Origin of the sequence: [Clostridium] ultunense DSM 10521, assembly GCF_000511955.1 — a bacterium.
Lineage (GTDB): Bacteria > Bacillota > Clostridia > Tissierellales > Tepidimicrobiaceae > Schnuerera > Schnuerera ultunensis.
Map to the genome: position 1 here is coordinate 675,099 of NZ_AZSU01000003.1, position 23,027 is coordinate 698,125.

27 protein-coding genes are annotated in these 23,027 nt (G+C 33.3%); 7 read left to right on the plus strand and 20 right to left on the minus strand.

The genetic code is table 11. The annotated features are described in order from the left end of the window. Positions 1-666 (plus strand): 3-methyl-2-oxobutanoate hydroxymethyltransferase (locus CUL_RS19165; protein ID WP_236616455.1); only part of this gene is annotated, 666 nt, incomplete at its 5' end. Positions 667-703: 37 nt separating this feature from the next. Then, positions 704-1,624 (plus strand): SDR family NAD(P)-dependent oxidoreductase, encoded by a 921-nt coding sequence (locus CUL_RS0110510; protein WP_025641592.1) that lies wholly within the window; start codon positions 704-706, stop codon positions 1,622-1,624. A gap of 120 nt (positions 1,625-1,744) precedes the next feature. Here CUL_RS0110510 and CUL_RS20200 read toward each other — a convergent pair whose 3' ends face one another. Next, a complete protein-coding gene (locus CUL_RS20200) occupies positions 1,745-2,029 on the minus strand; it encodes a helix-turn-helix transcriptional regulator (protein WP_157752647.1) in 285 nt (94 codons plus the stop codon). A gap of 206 nt (positions 2,030-2,235) precedes the next feature. Further along, on the minus strand, positions 2,236-2,493 hold the full coding sequence (locus CUL_RS0110520; RefSeq protein ID WP_025641596.1) for a hypothetical protein: 258 nt from the start codon (positions 2,491-2,493) through the stop codon (positions 2,236-2,238). Between the two features lie 78 nt (positions 2,494-2,571). Here CUL_RS0110520 and CUL_RS0110525 point away from each other — a divergent pair, with 78 nt between their 5' ends. The 4 genes from CUL_RS0110525 (at position 2,572) to CUL_RS0110545 (ending at position 4,364) form a co-directional block, all read left to right on the plus strand. Beyond that, positions 2,572-2,940 carry a beta/alpha barrel domain-containing protein gene (locus CUL_RS0110525; RefSeq protein ID WP_025641598.1) on the plus strand — a complete coding sequence of 123 codons (369 nt, stop codon included), beginning with the start codon at positions 2,572-2,574 and terminating at the stop codon, positions 2,938-2,940. Between the two features lie 63 nt (positions 2,941-3,003). Continuing rightward, the gene (locus CUL_RS19925) at positions 3,004-3,138 is read left to right on the plus strand and encodes a hypothetical protein (protein WP_269077323.1); all 135 of its coding nucleotides are present in this window, start codon (positions 3,004-3,006) and stop codon (positions 3,136-3,138) included. 323 nt (positions 3,139-3,461) lie between these two features. Continuing rightward, complete coding sequence (locus tag CUL_RS0110540; RefSeq protein ID WP_025641598.1) at positions 3,462-3,830, plus strand: beta/alpha barrel domain-containing protein; 369 nt, start codon at positions 3,462-3,464, stop codon at positions 3,828-3,830. Positions 3,831-3,833: 3 nt separating this feature from the next. Beyond that, complete coding sequence (locus CUL_RS0110545) at positions 3,834-4,364, plus strand: 3-methyl-2-oxobutanoate hydroxymethyltransferase (RefSeq protein WP_025641604.1); 531 nt, start codon at positions 3,834-3,836, stop codon at positions 4,362-4,364. 238 nt (positions 4,365-4,602) lie between these two features. On the opposite strand, the gene CUL_RS19750 is transcribed toward CUL_RS0110545, so the two are convergent. From CUL_RS19750 to CUL_RS0110640, 17 genes are all read right to left on the minus strand, one after another. Beyond that, a complete protein-coding gene (locus tag CUL_RS19750; RefSeq protein ID WP_025641606.1) occupies positions 4,603-4,989 on the minus strand; it encodes a hypothetical protein in 387 nt (128 codons plus the stop codon). Between the two features lie 12 nt (positions 4,990-5,001). Next, positions 5,002-6,864: a site-specific DNA-methyltransferase gene (locus CUL_RS0110560; RefSeq protein ID WP_025641614.1), complete on the minus strand. Its 1,863-nt coding sequence runs from the start codon at positions 6,862-6,864 to the stop codon at positions 5,002-5,004. Between the two features lie 22 nt (positions 6,865-6,886). Then, positions 6,887-7,219 (minus strand): type II toxin-antitoxin system PemK/MazF family toxin, encoded by a 333-nt coding sequence (locus CUL_RS0110565; protein WP_025641616.1) that lies wholly within the window; start codon positions 7,217-7,219, stop codon positions 6,887-6,889. Positions 7,220-7,222: 3 nt separating this feature from the next. Next, complete coding sequence (locus tag CUL_RS0110570) at positions 7,223-7,459, minus strand: AbrB/MazE/SpoVT family DNA-binding domain-containing protein (protein WP_005584637.1); 237 nt, start codon at positions 7,457-7,459, stop codon at positions 7,223-7,225. Positions 7,460-7,522: 63 nt separating this feature from the next. Continuing rightward, positions 7,523-8,182, minus strand: coding sequence for a DUF4391 domain-containing protein (locus tag CUL_RS0110575; RefSeq protein ID WP_025641619.1), 660 nt, complete (start codon positions 8,180-8,182; stop codon positions 7,523-7,525). Positions 8,183-8,190: 8 nt separating this feature from the next. Further along, positions 8,191-11,433, minus strand: a complete 3,243-nt coding sequence (locus CUL_RS0110580; RefSeq protein ID WP_025641621.1) for a helicase-related protein — start codon at positions 11,431-11,433, stop codon at positions 8,191-8,193. Between the two features lie 149 nt (positions 11,434-11,582). After that, positions 11,583-11,786: a hypothetical protein gene (locus tag CUL_RS0110585; protein WP_025641623.1), complete on the minus strand. Its 204-nt coding sequence runs from the start codon at positions 11,784-11,786 to the stop codon at positions 11,583-11,585. Between the two features lie 245 nt (positions 11,787-12,031). Beyond that, a complete protein-coding gene (locus tag CUL_RS0110590; RefSeq protein WP_025641626.1) occupies positions 12,032-12,901 on the minus strand; it encodes an AraC family transcriptional regulator in 870 nt (289 codons plus the stop codon). Positions 12,902-13,092: 191 nt separating this feature from the next. Next, positions 13,093-14,205 carry an ATP-NAD kinase family protein gene (locus tag CUL_RS0110595; RefSeq protein WP_025641627.1) on the minus strand — a complete coding sequence of 371 codons (1,113 nt, stop codon included), beginning with the start codon at positions 14,203-14,205 and terminating at the stop codon, positions 13,093-13,095. Between the two features lie 82 nt (positions 14,206-14,287). Beyond that, positions 14,288-15,844 carry an aminomethyl-transferring glycine dehydrogenase subunit GcvPB gene (gcvPB, locus tag CUL_RS0110600; RefSeq protein WP_025641629.1) on the minus strand — a complete coding sequence of 519 codons (1,557 nt, stop codon included), beginning with the start codon at positions 15,842-15,844 and terminating at the stop codon, positions 14,288-14,290. Positions 15,845-15,872: 28 nt separating this feature from the next. Then, positions 15,873-17,261 carry an aminomethyl-transferring glycine dehydrogenase subunit GcvPA gene (gene gcvPA, locus CUL_RS0110605; RefSeq protein ID WP_025641631.1) on the minus strand — a complete coding sequence of 463 codons (1,389 nt, stop codon included), beginning with the start codon at positions 17,259-17,261 and terminating at the stop codon, positions 15,873-15,875. A gap of 371 nt (positions 17,262-17,632) precedes the next feature. Continuing rightward, positions 17,633-17,779, minus strand: coding sequence for a hypothetical protein (locus CUL_RS19755; RefSeq protein ID WP_157752649.1), 147 nt, complete (start codon positions 17,777-17,779; stop codon positions 17,633-17,635). A gap of 163 nt (positions 17,780-17,942) precedes the next feature. After that, complete coding sequence (locus tag CUL_RS0110620; protein ID WP_025641633.1) at positions 17,943-18,467, minus strand: hypothetical protein; 525 nt, start codon at positions 18,465-18,467, stop codon at positions 17,943-17,945. A gap of 32 nt (positions 18,468-18,499) precedes the next feature. Continuing rightward, on the minus strand, positions 18,500-18,901 hold the full coding sequence (locus CUL_RS0110625) for a hypothetical protein (protein ID WP_025641634.1): 402 nt from the start codon (positions 18,899-18,901) through the stop codon (positions 18,500-18,502). A gap of 41 nt (positions 18,902-18,942) precedes the next feature. Next, on the minus strand, positions 18,943-19,557 hold the full coding sequence (locus CUL_RS0110630; protein ID WP_025641636.1) for a hypothetical protein: 615 nt from the start codon (positions 19,555-19,557) through the stop codon (positions 18,943-18,945). 137 nt (positions 19,558-19,694) lie between these two features. Continuing rightward, positions 19,695-20,471: an ImmA/IrrE family metallo-endopeptidase gene (locus CUL_RS0110635; RefSeq protein ID WP_025641638.1), complete on the minus strand. Its 777-nt coding sequence runs from the start codon at positions 20,469-20,471 to the stop codon at positions 19,695-19,697. 33 nt (positions 20,472-20,504) lie between these two features. Continuing rightward, on the minus strand, positions 20,505-20,855 hold the full coding sequence (locus tag CUL_RS0110640) for a helix-turn-helix domain-containing protein (protein ID WP_025641639.1): 351 nt from the start codon (positions 20,853-20,855) through the stop codon (positions 20,505-20,507). A 149-nt stretch (positions 20,856-21,004) separates the two neighbouring features. Here CUL_RS0110640 and CUL_RS0110645 point away from each other — a divergent pair, with 149 nt between their 5' ends. Continuing rightward, positions 21,005-21,871 carry a DUF4438 domain-containing protein gene (locus CUL_RS0110645; protein ID WP_025641641.1) on the plus strand — a complete coding sequence of 289 codons (867 nt, stop codon included), beginning with the start codon at positions 21,005-21,007 and terminating at the stop codon, positions 21,869-21,871. A 55-nt stretch (positions 21,872-21,926) separates the two neighbouring features. Here CUL_RS0110645 and CUL_RS0110650 read toward each other — a convergent pair. Further along, a partial coding sequence (locus tag CUL_RS0110650) for a CD0519/CD1768 family membrane protein (RefSeq protein ID WP_025641642.1) occupies positions 21,927-23,027 on the minus strand: 1,101 nt, incomplete at its 5' end.

A 23,027-nucleotide genomic window follows, 5' to 3' on the forward strand; every position in this document is an offset into this window, starting at 1 on the left:
GAGATGCAAATCGCAAATGCACCCTGGTGGATTAGAACAGTGCGTGAAGCTGCAAAGATTATTCACATCAACTTTTATATGCAGACTCCAACATTTTACTCCAAGGAAGCTGCACTAAAGTATGGATCAATATACATGGCTAATGGGGCAGACTCTCTTCTTCCTATGGGTGTAAGTAATGAGACTTTGAAGTATATGGCAGATAACCATTTAGTAGTCTTTGGTCATGTAGGCGCTTTATCTGGCTGGCAAACCAGTAGGCATGGTGGATATAAGCGTTTGGGTCTGACTGCTGAAGATGCTATGAAGGTTTTCCGACAGGCTTATGAATATCAAGAAAATGGTATGATGGGTATGACCATTGAATTAACACCTATCGAAGTTACTAATGCAATTGCAAAGAAATTACGAGTTCCTGTGGTAGCAATTTGTGCAGGTGGAGCTGCAGATGGCTCTGAAATGGTTGACTTTGATACATTTAATATGATGCCTTCACTAGCTTCTCATGCCAAAGCTTATGCAGATTTCTTTAAATGGGCGACTTCTGCTTATGGCGCTTGGGCTCATGATGTTCGAACTGGGGGATATCCAGAAGATAAGCATGGTTTTCATATGGAAGAAAGAGAATTAGACAAGTTTTTGAACATATTAGAACAAAAATACTAATTTAAGACTATTCATAAATTGAGGAGGCTCGTATTATATGGATGCTAAAGCGATTTTCGATATGGCAGCAAAAAGTACAGAGAATATTCGCAGTCTTTCGGAAGTGTTCTGTGATGATATGGTTGGTAAGGTAGCTATTGTAACAGGTGGTGCTACTGGACTCGGTTACAACATCGCAAATAGACTAGCAGAGGCTGGTGCCAGTGTTGTAATTGCATCAAGGAAAGAAAGTACTGGAAAAAAAGCAGAAGAGGAGTTTAGAGCTCGAAAACTAGAAGTAAAATGGTTTCAAACGGATGTAAGTAAAGTTTCGGATTGTTATGATCTTGTTGATTATACAGTAAAACAGTACGGTAGGGTGGATATTGTAGTTGCAAATGCGGCAACTTGGTCAATGTATTCATTCTTGGACATGCCAGAGGAAGCATTTGATACTGTTATCAATACGGATTTGAAAGGTGAATATTTTATTGCTCAGGCAGCAGCTCGTGTTATGGTAAAGCAAAAGATAAAGGGGAAAATTGTTTTTATTTCTTCTGTTGCCTACAAAGGCTCTGATGCACCAAAAGTAGGAATGATGACACACTATAATGCTGCAAAGGGTGCAATTGTAAGTATGACAAAAGGTATTGCAAAGGAGTTACGCCAATATGGAATTAGTGTAAACTGTGTTGCTCCAGGAGGTATGCTTACAGCAGGGGCATTTACCAATAATTCAGAGGCTATTGGACTTTATGGACAGGAATTAGCTGAGGAAAGAAGTAAATATGGCAGAGAGACACCAATGGCTTTGAATCCTGATGAGATTGCACTTGTAGTATTTGCAATGTGTACATCTATGTCTAATTTCATAGTTGGTGAAACAATAGATGTTGACGGTGGATCGATGTTTAGTTATCAAGATAAACCGTGGAGTTATACCATAGAAGGATGTGTGCCTGGTCCAAAAAAGGAATAACACATTAGTTTGATATTGGTTTATATAGATAATCAAAATAATCCTCCTATAAAATCTCAATAAAACAAAATGAGATTTTACTAGGAGGATTTCATATATCAGAAAATAAAATGTAACAATTTATGTCAGTATGCGTACTAGAAGTTCTTGTATTGAAGAAACATTCATTTTTTCATAGATATTAGCAATATGTTTATTTGTTGTAGATAGTGAGATACAAAGTGATTTGCTAATATTGCCTGGCGAAAGCCCTTGACATAGCAGATTTGTAATTTCAATTTCCCTATCGGTAAGATCTGTGGTCTCCCAAGAAATTTGATCTATTCCTTTTCGACTTGTCTGCTGATAAAAAAAGTTTTTATGCAGATTGTTTAAATGTGGAATTGCTAAATTCAATATCAACAATTCTTCTTCTGTAAAGTTTTCGTCTCTTATCTTATCTAATGCAAAGATGGTTCTAGGAATACCATTAATATCGAATAAAGCAAATCCAAGAGAATACTTAATACCACGTGAGCGGATATAATTAGGAACAAAATCAGTAGAAGGCTCCTCTTCCCATACTCTGATATTGATAGTAGGCTCAGAAGGATTTTCTCTTATATCTTTTTTCAGACCATAACATCCATTTTCAGTTTTGAATAATATTCAAGATATATTGTACTCCATTGCTTGTCAATATTTATCAGATACTGATTACATATCTTCCTGTTTCCATCTAAAAAATAAATAAGGGATTGATCGAAGTGGCATAGTTTAGTAAGATTAGACAGAATAGATACTGAAAAGGATTTTATTTCATTCATATTTCCACAAGAAAGAATAAAGTTATAAATTTCTTTCCAAGGGATATTTAAGCTAGTATTCATACAATTCCCTCCATACTTGTCTCAAATATCTTTTATTTATGTTGGTAGTAAGCAAACTAAAAAGGGGGAATGGTATCTATGACAACTGAAAATGACAAGAAAAGTATTGAAATTACTAAGGAAGATAAAAAAGAAATTCGTGCATCTAAAATGAAAAAAGGAAGGAAATCAATCGCATACCTCCAGCAAATGAAGGATAGTGGTGAAAAGATTGTTCAGATGTGTCCAGTGGATAGAGATAAGTATTTTACAATGGCCGCTGAGATGGCTGGAGTTGATATATGCCGATTGACTGTTCCCGGTGAGAATGTTGAGATGCAAATCGCAAATGCACCCTGGTGGATTAGAACAGTGCGTGAAGCTGCAAAGATTATTCACATCAACTTTTATATGCAGACTCCAACATTTTACTCCAAGGAAGCTGCACTAAAGTATGGATCAATATAATACATGGCTAATGGGGCAGACTCTCTTCTTCCTATGGGTGTAAGTAATGAGACTTTGAAGTATATGGCAGATAACCATTTAGTAGTCTTTGGTCATGTAGGCGCTTTATCTGGCTGGCAAACCAGTAGGCATGGTGGATATAAGCGTTTGGGTCTGACTGCTGAAGATGCTATGAAGGTTTTCCGTACAGGCTTATGATATCAAGAAATAGGTATGANATATTCAAGATATATTGTACTCCATTGCTTGTCAATATTTATCAGATACTGATTACATATCTTCCTGTTTCCATCTAAAAAATAAATAAGGGATTGATCGAAGTGGCATAGTTTAGTAAGATTAGACAGAATAGATACTGAAAAGGATTTTATTTCATTCATATTTCCACAAGAAAGAATAAAGTTATAAATTTCTTTCCAAGGGATATTTAAGCTAGTATTCATACAATTCCCTCCATACTTGTCTCAAATATCTTTTATTTATGTTGGTAGTAAGCAAACTAAAAAGGGGGAATGGTATCTATGACAACTGAAAATGACAAGAAAAGTATTGAAATTACTAAGGAAGATAAAAAAGAAATTCGTGCATCTAAAATGAAAAAAGGAAGGAAATCAATCGCATACCTCCAGCAAATGAAGGATAGTGGTGAAAAGATTGTTCAGATGTGTCCAGTGGATAGAGATAAGTATTTTACAATGGCCGCTGAGATGGCTGGAGTTGATATATGCCGATTGACTGTTCCCGGTGAGAATGTTGAGATGCAAATCGCAAATGCACCCTGGTGGATTAGAACAGTGCGTGAAGCTGCAAAGATTATTCACATCAACTTTTATATGCAGACTCCAACATTTTACTCCAAGGAAGCTGCACTAAAGTATGGATCAATATAATACATGGCTAATGGGGCAGACTCTCTTCTTCCTATGGGTGTAAGTAATGAGACTTTGAAGTATATGGCAGATAACCATTTAGTAGTCTTTGGTCATGTAGGCGCTTTATCTGGCTGGCAAACCAGTAGGCATGGTGGATATAAGCGTTTGGGTCTGACTGCTGAAGATGCTATGAAGGTTTTCCGACAGGCTTATGAATATCAAGAAAATGGTATGATGGGTATGACCATTGAATTAACACCTATCGAAGTTACTAATGCAATTGCAAAGAAATTACGAGTTCCTGTGGTAGCAGTTTGTGCAGGTGGAGCTGCAGATGGCTCTGAAATGGTTGACTTTGATACATTTAATATGATGCCTTCACTAGCTTCTCATGCCAAAGCTTATGCAGATTTCTTTAAATGGGCGACTTCTGCTTATGGCGCTTGGGCTCATGATGTTCGAACTGGGGGATATCCAGAAGATAAGCATGGTTTTCATATGGAAGAAAGAGAATTAGACAAATTTTTGAACATATTAGAACAGAAATATTAATTTAGATTAGATATATAATAACAATACAACTAACAAAAAGACCACCGCCCAGGGTGGTCTACCCAATGTTCTTCTGAAATAGTTTTTTCAGGGCTAATCTTTCTCCATCTATATCTAATACGACTTTGCTCAGAGGTAAGTTCTCATCGATATTTCCATTGGATTTATACTTATATTTTTTATTCATTAATATTCTTGTCCCTCATGCACCGCTTAAAACAATCATATCCTAATTACTCTAAGCAATGCACGAAATATATTTGTTTAAAGTTCCTGAAACCCTTGATTTTATAACACATATTGCACCCATCACTATTATTACACGTTCCCCTGTCTCCATCTCGATAGTTAAGTTGTACTTCCCCTCTAGCTTGTCAGAGGGTTTCAAACCATTATTTGCTTGTACCTTTCTAATATTTTCTAGTACTTCTTCCTCAGATATAGTTATTGGTTTGTTTTTAAAGCCTTCTTCATGAAGAAAATAAGTCTGTCCTACTATATCTCCTTTGACCCTGCCCCTATCTAATGTAAATTTAGAAGTACCACGGGGCTGGCCTTTAAAACAATCCACTACCGACTGAACTGCATCTATCTGAAATTTTTGTTCCTTAAACTTTATTTTCATTCATATCCCTCCCTATAAAACCCTAATTTCTGTATTAGGAAATATTGACTTAAATATTTCTTCCAAATTTATCTTATCGGGACAGGATTTAAATGAATTATCCCTGAATACTGCTTTTAGGGGTTTAGTCTTGGCTATTTCTTTGATTAATTCCTCATTTACCCCTTCTTCAAAACAGGCTACTAGAGAATTTTCTGCTACAAAATAAACTTCTTTCCCTTGGATTTCCTTACTTTTTATAGGCAAGGATAGTTCTAAACCAAGCTCCAGCATTACCTGGGTAAGTAAGTCAAGACCAGTCCTATCTTCTTTTATGTTAGACTCTAATCTTTCTAACATGTCTTGCTCTATTTCATCTGGGCGATAAAATACATCTTTCATATTAGAAGAATCTACCCTATACACCCTGAATCCATAGTCTATATCTGCACCTGTTTCTTCTTTAATTTTCTTCCCAGCCCTTCTTATCCTTTCCTTACCTATCTCTGCAATGTTTTTATATCCTGCCTTGTAAGCTTCTGATTTTTCATCTGTTGGCTCTGGCAACTGAACCATAATGTATTTTCTATTACCACCATCTTCTGCATTTAGATCCATAACTGCATGGGCCGTAGTTGCTGAACCTGAGAAAAAGTCGAGGATGATGGAGTTTTTATCGGTATATAATTCTAAGATTCTTTTTATCAACTTGACTGATTTTGGATAGTCAAAATATGCTTTCCCATCAAACAGTTTATTTAATTCACGTTTCGCCTCTTGGGAATGTCCTACCTCCTTATGTTTCCATATAGTCATAGGAGTTACCGTACTTTTTACTTCTGATAAAAATCTCTTTATCCTAGGGACATTATCTCCATTTTCACCAAACCAAATTCTGTTATCATTCAGCATTTCTTCAAATCTTTCCCTTGTGTATCTCCAACAATACCCCTCGGGTGGTAATACACGTCTACCACTAGGTGTAATTATTTCATAAATCTTCTCTTGCACGATAGGACCTACTGATAAATCACTTGAGGTCCAAGGTCCCCTAGGGTCATTATCTGGATTCTGGTACCGAGCATCTGCTTCGTCACTTCTTTTTAAGCCCTTACAAACTAAATCCCCAATATTTTTGGCATACGACACTATATAGTCGTGATTTTCAGAGAAGTGTTTTTTTAAATTCACTGGTGCATAGGCTCTTTCCCATATAATATTTGCTACAAAATTCCTCTCCCCAAATATTTCATCACAAATCTTCCTTAAATTATGGACCTCATTATCATCAATGGATATAAATATTACCCCATCTTCACTAAGTAGGTTTCTAGCTAATTTTAGCCTTGGATACATCATAGATAACCAATCACTATGGTATCTTCCTCTGTATTCTCTATTTTGAAATAATCTATTCCCTTCCTCATCTACCTGTCCAGTTTCTTCAAGGTATTCATCTTCATCTTGTACAAATTTATCCTTATATATAAAATCATTCCCTGTATTGTAGGGCGGGTCTATGTAAATACATTTTATTTTACCTAAGTAGGATTCTTGTAACAGTTTCAGTACTTCTAGATTATCCCCTTCTATATACAAATTTTCTGTTGTTTCCCAATTTAGGCTATCTTCTTTTACTGGCCTTAAGGTCTTATCTATAGGGGTATTTGCTGTAACTATAGCCTCTTTTTTGCCTGGCCAGGTTAATTGGTACCTTTCCTTATTTCCTTCTACTATTTCATCAGATAATTCTTGTTGTAATAGTTCAAAATCTATGGCTTTCGTAACATTCCCCTTTTCATCTTTTATTTCTGTAACTACATTGGGGAAAAGTTCTGCTATTTTTTCTATATTCTCCTTTGTCAAATCCCTTGATTTCATTTTAAGCTTGTCCATTATTCGTCCTCCTTCAAAATATCTATTCAATAAACCCTATAAAAATATCAATTACCTCATCTAATATCTCCTGAGGAGATTTTTCTACAAAAGAACTTCTCCTTGCTACGATATCTAAGGATTTTGCCTGTTCACACATGATTACTCCAGTTGTACTTGTCCTTTCATCTAGAGGAACATGAAGAGGGAAACCCTTATTTGTGTTCGTTATTGGGCATACTATAGCCATTTTGGTAAATTGATTGAAAGTATAGCTACTTATGACATAGGCGGGTCTTCTCCCTTTTTGTTCATGTCCCGTTTGAGGATTAAAATCGATTGTAATAATATCTCCTTGTTTTGGTATATATGCCATAACTTATACCTCTTTTCCTACAGAAGGACCTGTATCCCATTCATGGGGTCTATAATCTCCTTCATATTCTGCTATTCTTTCTTTTAGAGTTCTATGCTCTTTCACAGGTGAAATTATCACCTTTCCATTTTCTACTTTTAATTCCACAGTGTCGTTTTCATTAAGATTAGCCATTTCAAGTATTACCTTGGGCAATCTAACTCCTTGACTATTGCCCCATTTTTGTATTGTTGTATACATAATATCACCTCTACTTATAGTATATACATAGTATATACTAGGGTCAATTTAAAATTACATAGTTTAATTTTTATCTAAAAGTTCTTCCAATTCCTTTTTCTTCTTTTGAAGTTCTATATTTAAATCTACTTTTCTATTAAATTGTTTTTCCCTTTTGACCTTTTTTTCTAATTTTTCTATCTCTTTTTTTAAGCTTTCCTGTTTTTCATTTAATTTTATTAGTTTTTCTATATCATCTTCTAGTGTATTTTCTATAGGGATTAATTGTCTTAAAAGATTGTCATATACATCTTCTAAACTTAAACCCTTTAGTATGTCTACAGCCAATTCATATTCTTTTATCCATTCCGATTGATAATAGGAGTGGACTACCATTTTGTTTTCATCTATCTTGTTCCTTTCCTTATAGGCTATGGCTAGTTTAATATTATCTTTATATTTTAAAATGTAAAGTATGGGATAGGGAATTACCCTATCTATATTTTCAAGGACCTCCTTAGAAATATACTTCTCCTTTAAGCTTATTTCAAGTACTTGGATTTCCTCTACTTTCTTTGTAGGCTTCAAGTTTGTAGTTTCTTGAGATAGTTTATACTTCCAAATTATATTATCTATCTCATCTATGAATTTTCTTTCCAGTTTAGAATCTACCCCTATCTGTTCATAGAATTTCGCCTTAGGTATTCGCCTATTAAGTAAAGCCCTATCTGGTAAACTTATCATGATTTCACCTACCTTATAACAACAAAAGATATTAGTTCAAAATCATCTAATCCTTCTATGGACTCTAATAATGCTGTAGTTCCCCCTGCACTAAAGAGGCTATCTATATCCGACTCTTCATTTACATCCATTATGGAATTAATGGCATCTTCCAAAAGTTTTGAATACTTGTCCATCTTTTTTCCATCTTTAGTCTCTTTATTAAAAGGTTTATAAGCTTCCTTAATGGGTTCATCTTTTCCTTTACATCCAATCCTTAATATATCTAGTATTTTTTTCACTTTTATATGATCTACAATTACCTCACCATTGTAATCAATATAAATTAGATAGAAAGGATATAGATGATTTTTTTTATTTATATCTATATCATCATTTATATTCTTTAGTACAAAAATAACTCCAGGATATATTCCCCTTTCTTCATCGCTATTTATTACCGTATGCATTCCATTAGGAACATGGTCTAGGTCTCCTTTTTTCTCTATATAACTTACTAAATCCATTCTAAAATCATTTAATCCTAAATCTGTAATAGATACACCTGTGTTTATATCTTCTAAGTCTAAAACTTCATTTTGTAGTCTGCTTAACTGTTCCTTTCTATATTCTAAATCTGAAGATTTGTTGGATAGCACATTGTCATCTCCAGTAGCGGTTATGTTGACTATCTCCATTCTATCCTCTACTCTTTCTCGAAGATTTATGTATTCGTCTAAAGTCATATTAGGCCAAAAATTGACCAATTGGATAACTTTGTTCTTTGAACCAATCCTATCAATTCGTCCAAATCTTTGGGTTATCCTGACAGGATTCCAGTGAATATCATAATTAATTAGATAATCACAATCTTGAAGATTTTGCCCCTCTGAAATACAATCTGTGGCTATAAGTATATCTATTTCACCTTCTATATGAGGCATGATCAAATCCTTTTCTTTGGATATAGGAGAAAAACAAGTGAGTATAGTATGTAAATCCATTCTTATATTTAATGTGGCCTTGTTTTCATCAGAACCTACTACTTTTGCTGTATGGAGATTAAACTCATTTAAAGCATATTGGGAAATTTGTTCATATAAATAGTCTGCAGTATCAGAGAAAGCAGTAAATATGATTATCTTTTTATTGTCTTTGTTTATTGGATTATTTATCTTCTCTTTTATGATATTTTTTAAAGTATATAATTTTTGATCATGTTCTGGTGTTACCTTCTCCATCTCTTGAAGTAAATATATAATTATATCCCTATCATGGGACAAGTCTTCCCTCCATGAAATCCTATCCATATCGGAAAGGTTGATTTTCACTTTATCTCCTATACTGAATTCCTCATCTAGCCAATCATCCTCATCCAAGTCAATGTTTTTAATCTCTCGATAGGATGTAAGTTGATTGGACACATAGTTATCAAATTTATCTATTTGTTGAATAGTTATATCTATCTTCTCTAACATCTTGGATAGGGTTATCCTAAAGGCATCTACAGAGCTTTCTAGTCTTTTTAACAAATTAATCCTCATTAGAGTTTGTAGGCTCTGCTCTCTATCCGATTGCTTTAAGCTACTAAGTCCACCTTTAACTACAGTATCATATTTGTTTTCATAGAATCTCATCTTGCTAGGTAGGATATAGTTAAAAGGTGCATATAGGCTTAAATTCAACCTGGATAACTCCTTGTAAATTGTATCATATCCAATTACATCTGGACGTTCTGTAAGATTGCAAAAATGGGATATGGGTTTTAGCCTTTTAGGAAAATCACCTATTTCGCTGGTATCATAGAATTTCTGTATATGTTTTCTTGAACGGGCAATAGTTAAACTATCAAGTAGTTCAAAAAAGTCGAAATCCAACATGTTTAAAAGTACTTCTGTTGTTCTTTCATTATTGGGCATCTTAGACCATTTATTAAAGGAATACTGAGCTCTTTTAAATATCTCGTCTATGCCTCTTTCTGTATTAAGTTTTTTATTTATATTAAAGGGATTGCCTTCATAGGCTAGAGCCAATTGGTTCTTTAAATCGTTAAATCTATTGTTTACAGGAGTTGCAGATAACATTAACACATCTGTTTTTACTCCAGTTCTTATTACTTTTCTCATAAGTCTTTGGTATCTAGTTTCCCTACCCTTTACTGGATCATTATTTCTAAAATTGTGGGATTCATCGATTACTAGTAGGTCGTAATTCCCCCAATTAAGTCTTTCTAGATCAATACCGTTGGTGCTACCACTATCCCGAGATAAATCCGTATGATAAAGAACATCATAATTAAATCTATCTTTATAAAGGATATTATTGGTATAGTTTTCCCTATAAGTAAGCCAATTTTCCGATAGTTTTTTAGGACATAGTACCAACACATTTTTATTTCTTAATTCATAATACTTTATTACTCCCAATGCAGTAAAAGTTTTTCCCAATCCTACACTATCTGCAAGTATACATCCATGATATTTTTGGAGTTTGTTGATAATCCCTATAACTGCATCTTTTTGAAAACTATAAAGCCTATTCCATATCTCCGTTTCTTTAAATCCAGTAGCTTCATTTGGAAGAAGGTCTTCATTAAGATCTTCTAAAAACTCATTAAAGATATTGTATAGTATGACAAAATAGATGAATTCAGGAGAGTTTTCCTTATACACGGTAGATATATACTCCACTACCTCTAAAGTTATATCTTCCATCTTTTCATCATCATCCCAAACCTGTTCGAATAGTTCGATATAGGTTTGGGTAAAATTATGATCACTAGATTTATTTATTATATTTGCTATATAATTTCCTCTTTCATATCCTAAATCTACAGTGCTAAATCCTTGTATAGGCATATATGTAGTTTGCTTTTCGCCATTTCTAATATTAATAAAACTTGGCAGATACCCGTGGGTCTTATTAGATTTAAAAGTAACCTTTTCCTTTATCCACTTGCTACATTCTTTAGCTATAGCTTTTTGTGTAAGTTCATTTTTTAGTTTTATTTCAAATTTTGTTCCATATATACTTATTTCCCTATTTCGCTTTGGTATATAAAATTCTCTCTTCTCCTTCTCTATTTTATCTTTTATAAAGGTAGGTGAATTGAAAATAAATCTAAGTTCTTCTATTTGTTCTAATTCTTTTTTTAAGGCTTCATAGGCATAAATGGAAAAATAAGCTGCAGCAATAGACATTTTTGCATCTTTTTCCATAGTATTTTTCAAATCATCCCCCAATAGTTTATCCACATTGTTTATAATCTCCATAGTATCACCTACTTTTTAATGACATAGTATATGAATATTCTACCATAAACGGGTACTTAGTCCTAGATATCATATATCCCCTTCCCCTTCAAATTTCCAGATTATATTATAATATTCTACAAATCTTTAATTTCTCCTTCCACAATTCCCTATTTAAATAACTTTTTCAGGACTTTAAATATATCAAAAGTAGTCCTATTATATACTTTATTGTATGCATATTTTCTAGGATTTCTTACCCAGCCATATCCTCTTGGCATTTTAAAGCCGCCCCTGTGGACTATTTGTCTTTTGATGCTGGTTCTGGCACCTATTCTCTTTTTTATACTTGGTTTTCTCATTCCAAATTTCATTATATCCATCCTCTTTTCTAATATATAATTATTTATGTAATGTAATGTAATATTATATTACATAATATTTGAATATATGTCAATTAGTCTCGATATTCAGTGCTATTATAGCACATTTTATATTCACAATAATATAAGGGCTTAGCCCTTCTTATCTTTTAAATATTAAATTTTAAATACTCCCTTCAAGATACCTATTTTTTAATCAGTCTACCTTAAAGGGAGTATATTGCAATGATTTGTACTTATTTAGTTTTTCTACGGACAGGAATCCAAACTTCACTATAAGCATAATCTTTTTTGTCTTTATCCATTTTAGTAAAAGAAAAAGCAGGAGCATTGATTACTTCATAGTTGGAAGATGGAAGCCATTCTGAATACACTTTTGCCATTGTTTCTTGTAATGTTGAAGGAAATGGACCTTCATTTGGGAAAACAGCCCAAGTATATGCATCAACTGGCACCTTTTCTAATAGGTCGCTTACTTGATTTTCAGTCGTTAAAACACCTATAAGATGGGTTAAATCTCCTTCTTCTTTTAAAAAATTAGCGTCTGCCTCATAAGAAGCATTGACGATTTCATAAGGTTCCATATTTTGAAGAGAGTGCATTTCTTCTCTTTGTTCGTCTGTTATACTTTCTGCTAGTTTTACAATCTCATTATTGACACCTTCAAATTGCATTGGGACACGTTTACTAACGCCGACTAAATTAAACGCTGGTTTTTCTTCGATTCTAAATTCCATATTAATTCCTCCCTTAACAGTTATGACAAATGAAAGTTTAGGAAAAGTTTTGCTAATGCCTTTTTTTATCACTTCTGAAGGCAAAAAACCACTCCACTTTTTAAATGCTCGAGTAAAGCCATCTATTGATTGGTAACCATATTTAAAAGCAACATCTGTTACTTTTTCTCCATGTAATAAATCCATACTAGCTTCCGATAATCTTCTGTTTTTGATATATTCACTAAGAGTCAATCCTGAAATGTAAAAGAATATCTTTCTAAAATGATAATCAGAAACCCCAGCATATTCAGAAATTTCTTCTAGAGATAGATCATCTGTTAAACGCTCTTCAATATAGTCAATCACATGGTTTAATTCGTTTAACATCACCTTCCTCCTTCCATATCTACATAATACCAAAGTTGCTTTTACTATGCTCGACTTTTTTGACACAAAAAATACCGAATCATTATAGATTGGAAAACAGATGAATTCTTATAACTTATTTATTGTAATGTAAAGTTTCTCTTTATAACTTACAATAAAAGAAAAACCACCTATTATTCGGTGGTTTCTAGTTATAATCCTTTGACTTTATAGATAATTTCTTCATTATAACTTGTCAATATTCTCATATATCTATTGAACATCTTATTTACCTCATCGTCACCAGTGTCTACTAAGATTGGTTGTCCTCCTAAGGATATGATTTTGTTTTTTGTAGCTATAATACGTATATTATCTTTTCCTACCATTTTTATGACATTTCCACTTAACTGTTGATTGCCTCTACCGAATATATATCCTTGGCCTCCAATTACTGTGACGATGATTTTGGCTTTTTTACCATTTATTATCTTTAATATATCTTTTTCACCAACATCGGAAGCTACAAGTTTTTTATTTTTTACTATATCTATGCCTAGAAGGGTATTAGGTAATCCTAGTTTTTCCATAATAGGTCTTGTAGAGGTTCCAGATCCTATAATATAAAAGATATCTGGTTCCATTTCAGATACTATCCTGTCTGCTATTGATTTTCTTGCAGATTCTTCTTGTTCTGGTCTTCCTGCTTTAAGGCTCTGGACTAATTGGCGTTCATAAGGCACTTTCATATAGCCATATAGTTTTGCTGTCACTTGTCCTTCTCTATAGGCTTCTTCATCAATATCCATTACTTCAGCTTCCCTTATTGTTTTAAGTTCACCTTTTAGATACTTTAATGCCACTTCTCCTGCACTTCTGGGATGGTTAGCATAAACTGCTGAATGAATCTTTACTCCTGCTGGTATACCAATGGCTGGTAGCTTGTCGCCAATTACATTATAAATATTTCTTGCAGTGCCATCTCCCCCAGCGAAAAGCAATAGATCAACGCCCATTTCTAGCATCTTACTTGCTGCTTCTTCTGTATCCTCAGGCCCTACATTAGTTTTTCTATCACCTATAATTATAGATTTAAATCCTAATTGGGTAGCTTCATCTTCTCCCATGCTTCCAGGACAAGTTATGATTTCAATTTGATCAATAAGAGAAATTAGAATTTTCAAAGCTTTTTTAGCCTTCTCTGGTGCTTCGGGATATGCACCTAATTGGCGAGCTTTTTCTAAGACTTCTTTTCCATCAGTACCCTTCAAGCCTACTTTGCCTCCCATGCCTGCAATGGGGTTTACTATGAATCCTAATTTCAAATTTTCACCTCCTTAAATAGTAGATTTTTGTCGCCTGCAAAAGTCTGCAGGCTTTCGCAGGCGATATATAAGTTATTAACATTTATTCTTTTCTATGTTTTTTTAAATATGCTCGCCAAGTTACTGCCCATTTATCTGGATCGTTTAATTCTTCTGGTTTTACTATTACATTACTTGCACATTTATGTGGGGAAGCTTTCACAAGCTCTGGATCTTTTCTGGCCTCTTCCGCTATTCTCTCTAATACTGCTGCATATTCATCAAGATCTGCCTTTGAGTAAGTTTCACAAGGTTCAAGGGTAAATGGTTCTGGTACTACCCAAGGATGATGACTAGTCCAGTAATGTTGTATACCATAATCTCCTATTCTACGCATTATATCGTCAGTACCTACTCCTGTTTCCTTTTCTAGTTCAATCCAATTGTACCTTACTTGTTCTAATCGATGACGGCCTCTAGCATACCAAACATCTACTCCTGGGATATCCTCTATCTTCTTCTGTAAATAATTATTGTTTAATACAGAGATTTCAGCTACTTCTTTCAGGCCTTCAGCACCTAGCATCATTACCCAACTATATGCTTTTAGAACTACTGGTGCAACTCCGAAGAATCCTCTTACCTTTCCAATGCTTTCAGGTCTATCATAATCAAGGTAATATTTTTCTCCATTAAATTCTACTGTAGGAATTGGTAAAAATCGAGCTAAATAGTCCCTAACCCCCAAAGCTCCTGTACCAGGCCCTGAACAACCATGAGGTGTACCAAAGGTTTTATGAACATTGAAATGGCACATATCAAAACCAGCTTCCCTAGCCCTAGCAATGCCTAACATACCATTGGCATTTGCCTGGTCATAGAAACATAGGGCTCCGGCTTCATGGACTATTCTAACAAATTCATCAATATCCTTATTATAGATTCCTGTATCTTCTGGATTGGTTATAAATACCGCTGCAGTACGTTCAGATACAGCTTCCTCTAAAGCCTCTATATCTGGAATCCCAGTTTCTTCGTTTGGAAATAATGTTATGACCTTAAAACCTGCAGTAGCTGGTGTTGCAGCATCGCAGGGATGTGAGAATATTGTAGTTATAACCTCATTTCTCTGCTCTAGTTCACCCTTTGATTCATGGTAGGCTCTAATTATCGATGCAGCTGTATATACTGCATGAGAACCTCCACCAGGCTGCAATGTGAATCTATCCATTCCCGATATTTCTTTTAAAAAGTTTTCAAATCTATAGTAAATACTTAATATTCCCTGCATAGTATTTTCATCTTGGGACGGATGTACGTGCTGAATAAGGGTTGCTAATTTTTCATTAATTCTAGGATTATATTTCATAGTACAAGTACCCTGACTTATATCATTGTTTAAGTTAGAACCTAAAGTTTCTTGAGAAAGATGTAAATAATGGGCTAACACATGTTTTTGAGATATTTCAGGTAAATTAGGTTTATCTTTTCGTCGCATATTTTCTGGTAGGCTAGATAATATATCCCCTGATTCATCTTTTATCTCCTTCTCCGGTTGAGGAACCAATATCCCCCTTTCTCCAGGTGTTGAAAGTTCATATATAATGGGTTCATCCCATCTAGCTTGATGGTAATTTTCCCGTATCTTTAACTTTGCCATATTAATACCTCCCTTATCATTCAGAATTTTACGCTAATACTTTCTTAAGGGCATCTGCTAATCTATCTATATCCGATTTAGTATGAATTTCTGTAATACAATATAGAGCATTGTTGCCTAGTTCTGGAAACTCTTTGGAAAGGTCTTTTCCGCCAAATATTCCATAATCCAATAGATCTCTATTTATTTCGGATATTTTTTTGCCAGTTGCATCAAAATTCACTATAAATTCTTTAAAATTTATTGAACTTAACAAAGGTACCTTAACTCCTGGGATTTTACTTAATACCTTTTGAGCATAATCTACCCTTTGCATTATTCCTTCTCCTAATTCTTGCATACCTTTTGGCCCCATTAACGCAAGATATACTCCTGCTGTTATACCCCATAAAGCGGTTTGAGTACCTAAAAAATCCTTAGCATTTTCCCTTGATGCATAAGACGTTCTTTCAAAACTTACATCTCCAAATCCATATTCTCCTTCCCTAGTGGTTTCCGTTATTCCCCAAAGTTGGGTAGGGTATTCAGCAACATATTTTTCTTCATCCCGAGAAGCTATGAATCCAGCAAGACCTCCTCCAGCATTTATGTGGATGCCTAAAGGTTGTAGTTCTCCGCAGGCTATGTCTGCTCCATAATGACTTGGAGGTTCCAATACTCCTAGTGAACTTGGATCTACTCCGACTATACTTATGGCATCTTTTTCATGGGTTATTCTTGAGATTTCTTCTCCCTGAGTTTCTATAAATCCAAGATAAGATGGGTTTTCAAAATAGACAGCTGCTGTTTTATCTGATATCTTGGCTTTTAAATCTTCTAAATCTAGTAAACCCGTTTTCCTATCATATTGTATTAATTTAATTCTAATGGTCGGTTTACAAAGGTTTTTAATACATAGGTAGCGATCAGGTGATATGGTTTTAGGGATTAATACTTCATTCTTTCCTGTCATCCTAGCTGCCATTCTTATGGCATAACCTGCTGCCATTCCCCAGTCATATGTTGGAGTACTTACAACATCAAAATCTAATAGCTCTCCTAACATACTGGTAAATTCGAACATAGCTTGATATTTACCATGATCTGCATAGGCAGCTCCCACATAGGCTGTGAGAAATTCGTCCCTCGAATTAATAGTATCACATACTTCCGGCACATAATGTTGCCAGGTTCCCCCCCCTAGGAAATTTAAATATTCCTTACAATCCTTATCCTGAGCTAAAATCTCTTCAACATGCCTTTTTAGTTCATATTCTGATAAGAGAGGTTCAGGTAAATCCATTTCATCTTTAAACCTTAAATGTTCAGGAATTTCCGCATAGATTTCCTCTACATCCTTTAATCCTAATTCTTCTAACATTTGTTTTTTAACTTCAGGTGCTGAATTAGGTATGTAAGGATATATAATTTTATCCATAATCATCCCTCCATTAATGATTTTAGTTTTTTCTTATAAAAATTCACAGATAATTAACCTAATCTATAGAAATCACCCCCTAGGTAGGTAAATGGATATAATTTTATGAAGTTGGATATTTAATTGATTATTCTAAGTGATATTATAAGATATGAATTTAATAGAAAAATATTATTGTAATTGATTTTCTTTTGTAGTTGTTCTTGTTGCTATTTAGAATTGAATTCTTGATTTGTTTAATGTACTTCGTATTTTTAATTTAATTGTAGCGAATATTTTGAATATTGTCAAACATAAATATATCAACCAACAAAAGCCTAAGTAACATAACTTAGGCTTTTGGTTCTATATTGGAGATAGATATATTATACTTACTGCCACTCTTTATTACCTGTGCTTGATTTTATAAACCTTTCTAATTCTATAACAAATTCCTTTCCAATGTCTCCATCACGATAATTGGTAGGTACATATATTGTTTTAAGATTAATTTCTAGTTTTGATGCTAGTTCTGGCACCTATTCTCTTTTTTATGCTTGGTTTTCTTATTCCAAATTTCATTATATCCATCTTTTTTTGAGATATAAGTTCATTTGCATAATATTGTATTGCATAATATTTAAGTTTGTTTTAATATAGTCTGTTTTAAGCACCATCATGGCACATGTAAGTTTTATTATTTTAATCATTGCTGCCTTCCCACCAATTAGCTTCCCCTAGTTTGAAATCATAGTCTATGTATAGATTATTGCCATCTTCCGTTCTTGCGGTTACTTCTAAAGTCAGTATTTCATAATCATCTGATTCTTGAGTTTCAGGACCAAAAGATTCAAATTTTGGTGATGTTTCTCCTGGCATAACTGTATCGTAAGTACTTAGATATGTTGTATCATTCTTATCCTTTAATAACACTTTAGCTGAATAACCTGTAATAGGGTATTTTGAATTATTTGTAAAAGTTGCTTCCATATATACATTTCCAATACTGTCAGGCTCTAATATTGTTATATCTAGCATAATATCGTCAGGATGAATAGGTATTTCTTCAGCTGCTACGTCTTCAATTTCTTCTGATTTATCTTCTTCTATCTCATCGTTTACATTTTCTTTAGTATTGGTTTCTGGTCTTTCTTCAATTTTACCACTATTACACCCTACTAAAGTTATAGAGATGATTAATATAAACATAAGTATAATTTTTTTCACATAATCCCTCCTTAAAAACTTTATTTTACTAGTTATATTAGACTATCTATATCCTCCACTTGATTTGCTTTATATTTTATAACTCCAATAGTTAACATTATAGAAGCTATTATAAAAAGATATAAACCAGTTCCAGCTGCGTTTACAGTACTACCAAATAAATCTACATTTTTTGTATTAAGAAATACTATACCGCTAATAACTGAAAGTATACTACATATTAAGCCTATTAGTTTATTCATTTTAACTCCCTTTAATAATTTAAAAATTGGATATATGTATAATACTAAAAATATATATCCTTGCTGTTGAAATCCTGAAGCCCTGACTATCCCAGCATCTACCCAACTCATGAATAATGATAAAATTGCTATGATAGCAGAAATAAATATAAGTTTTCCTCCAAAACTCCATTCTTTAAAATTTATTTTCATTCCTCATCCCCCTCAAAAATGTATTATCTTACTTTACTATTTCATTCCTCAAGTGCATCTGGATATGTTACTAAATTAATTTCATCCCCTGTACTTATATCTTCAATTATCACAGTTGTTTTGTACTCCATTCCTCCATATACTTGATACATACCTACAGTTACACCAACCAAAAGAGGTGTTAAATCGAAAGCATTTTCATATTCTTCCCTATCTACAATTAATTTTACCTCCCTAAAACCTGTAGTATATTTTATTTCTTTTATATAAGGTGTATCCTCCGATTCGATTAGCTCAGAAAAAGATAATTCTACTTCTTTCTCCATTTCATTCATTAATTCTTCATGTTTTCCCTTCGACATAGATAATGTTAATGATCCATCTTCATTAACCTTTGCTGCTTTAATACCTTCATTTTCTGAAAGATATTCTTCCTCATTAAAATCATTTAAATCTCCTACCAATGACGAAGGTAAAGTTATTTCTACATTTAATAAATTTTTATCTACTGTTATTCCTTTTTCTGATTCCTCTTCATCTAGCTCTACCAATTCTTCATCTTGTCCAGGATCCTCAATTTCTTCTTTGTGTCCACATCCTGCTAAGTTTAAATTTGTAATTAATAATAAGATTAATAACATAGTTATTTTTTTCATTCATACCCTCCTTCCGTAATTTTATATTACATTATTTTTCTATGATTGTCAACATTTATAGTCATTCGTATTATTTCATTACTTTTTTATTGCCGCATAAAAAAAGCCTCTGCTTAAAGCTTAGGCTTTCCTCTAGATTATATTTTATTTTCTACATATCCTAGTTCTTCTGGAGTCAGCCCAATAAAATCTAGGGTTTTTTCTAACTCATTATAGGATATCTTCTTATTTTCATAATTAGCTTTAATGTATATTAAATATTCTTTAGGGATATAGTTTTCTTTAGATGGAACAATTAAGTTAATACTATATCCTTCTTCTTTGGTTAAAGATTGAAGTTTATCTTTGTTTTCTAGAGATGCAATATCAATAAGTTCCGAGTATTTATTCAATGAGCAAAGGTTGAGTTGTATAAGCCTTTTTAGCATTGCTTTATAGCTTACCTTGAAAAAGTTATGCATTCGCACTATATGTTTAGGTTTGATTTCTTTTTTATCTACATTTACAAATTTATAAAATATCTCCTTCACATAGTCTTCCGGCATTAGAAATTCTGCAGCAAATACATCGGCTTTTGTCTCTTCTTCTTTGTGTTTTTGTTTGTCTAAAAAAATTTTTTCCTTTTTTAGTATACCTTCATTATATATTATATGGTATAGTTCATGGGCTCCTGTATATCGTTCGTGGCCTAAGGTGAAACTACTGTTTAAATATACTATGAATCGTTTATCTAAATGAGTAATAAATCCAGAAAGTCCTTCAATATCTAAAGGTTTTCTAATCAAAAATGCTGTTTCTGAAAGAATATCAAATATATCAGCCAGTCCTTTTTTAGCAAATTTAATCCTTACTTCTTCTGCTAATTCTTTTATCTTAAGTCTAAATAATTCATCTGGAATATTTATTTTCTCCAAAATTTCTCATCCTTCCTTAACAACTATCTATTATTATTCTCCTTTATATATTTTCTCGTGGTTCAAAAGTATTCTTACCATATCTTGAAACTTAGATATTTCTTTTAATGATTCTTTAGAGAAATTTCTCTTTCTAAAAAATGTCACTAAATCTTCTGGTTCTTCTTCGTCAAAGAAATCACCTATTTCCATATTTAGTACTTCTGATATTGCTTTTAATTCTATGGCAGAAATGGATCTATTGTTATTTTCAATTTTACTTAATGTTTCTCTACTCATATTTATATCTTTTTGTATAAGTTTTTCTACTACTTTTGATTGGCTTAATCTTTTTTCTTTTCTAATTGTTTTTATCTTTTTTCCAATTTCTAGATCCTTCGACATGAAAAAAACCTCCTTTGTAATACAATATTACATAAGAGGTCTCAACTTGTCAATAAGATAGTTGTACTAATATTTTCAAAATTGTAGAACAAATATCCTAATAATGATACAATATATTTACTATTAGCAATTTAAAGGAGGCCTAATTCATGATTAAAACGAATAAAGACAAACTAGTGATTCAATCAGTGCAAGGTCAAATATCAAGCCCTGCTACTAGCAACAATCCTTATAGGATTGATCAGGAAGGTTTGGCTCATATACTTCCAGCAACTGGTGGCATTTGTTACAATGTAAAAGTTGGGGATTCTTGTATGAAATGGGTAGGAGATCATATTGAGCCTGGTGTTAGTATCAAAAACGATAATACACCAGACAACAAAGCATTAATGCTTTTAGCATGTATAGGTAATGAAGCTCAAGTTATAACTGGTAATGCAAAAGGTGCCAAAGGTTTTGTAACGGGTATGCATGGCGGGGTTGACCATACTTTAATCTACTTTGGAGACGAAGATTTGGAGAATATGGCTATTGGAGACACTATTTTAGTTAAAGCTTATGGACAAGGTTTAGCTATAGAGGGATATGAGGATATTAAATGTATGAATATAGATCCTCGCCTATTTGAAAAATTAAATATTAAAGAAAATTCAAAAGGAATTCTGGAAGTTCCTGTGGTTACAGAAATACCTGCTTATCTAATGGGTTCCGGAGTAGGAGGTGCTACTGCCTTTTCTGGAGACTACGATATTATGACTGGAGACAAGAATGCCAATGAAAAGTTTGGGATAAACAAACTAAGATTTGGCGATTTAGTTCTACTTAAGGATTGTGACAATACTAATGGTAGACAATATTTAGAAGGTTCTATTTCCATCGGTGTCATAGTCCACAGCGATTGTATTAAATCTGGTCACGGTCCAGGGGTTACCGTTATTATGAGTTGTAAAACTTCTAAAATTAAAGGTGTTATAGATGAAGAAGCTAATATTGGTAATTATCTTGGAATCTTATAATTAAAAAAACCTTCCATATTCTAAAATTGATTTATCTGGATATGGAAGGTTTTTTCTACATAAATACCATTACTAATTTATAAATCCAATTTGCAGCAATTCCTGCACATATTCCGCCTATGGTATGACTGAATATGGCTTTCCCTGTTAGGTTTCTAAAGTTTAAACCATCCATCATAGCCACATGAGTACTTAAATATCCGCTCCAACACATACACATAGCTGTAAATACTGCCACATCATTACCATGAGCTAATCCAGTACTAACCATAGTTGATGCTATGCCTATAGCTGCACCAGCTGCTCCTAAAGCAGTAATAGGTACAGATATAGCAGCTGCAGAGGTAAATCCAAAAAGAGGAGTGGTTATGAAACTAATCTTTTCTCCAATCCAAGGAAGAAAGTTTACTCCCTCATAAGCAGCCCCTGTATACACTCCAGTTTCCGGGACACTATTTGATAAAATCATAACAATACTGCATATAATCAATACTCCTGGAATTATTGCAAAACCTACCTTTACTCCAGAAGCTCCCCCTTCTAGAATGGTATCCATTATTCTTTCAGCTATATTGCCTTCTCTAACTTCACGGTACTCTACTATATCATATTCGTTTCCATGTGATTCTTCGGCTTCAAGTTCCGTTCCATATACTTTTTTAGTATGTAGAAGCATTAAACGGACCGAAACTATACTGCCGATTATTGCACCAATATTACCGATAATTGCTGCTAAGATAAAATTTTCTCCGCTAGGGCTAGTTAGCCCCATCATAAAAATAGTAACGATTAGTCCCATACCAAAGGAGGTACCAATATTAGTTAGTGCTGGTAATTGATATTTTTTGAAATATCTACGAAATCTTCTGTCTTCAGCTAAAGTCAATACTGCTGGATTATCTGATAAATAGGTTGTAAATATACTTATTACACTTGCCCCAGGAAGACCGTAGAGAGGCTTCATCAAAGGAGATAATAATTTATTCGCTAGTGAAATAACCCCAAATTCCGTTAAAATACTAGCTACTGCTCCTGCTATTACTGCTATGGCCATTATTTTAAATACTGTGTTCATGAGTAAATCATAGGCTGTATTTAGTAGAGTGTTTATCGCATTTATTAGCCCCATTTTACTTCCTAAAATGGTAAAGAATCC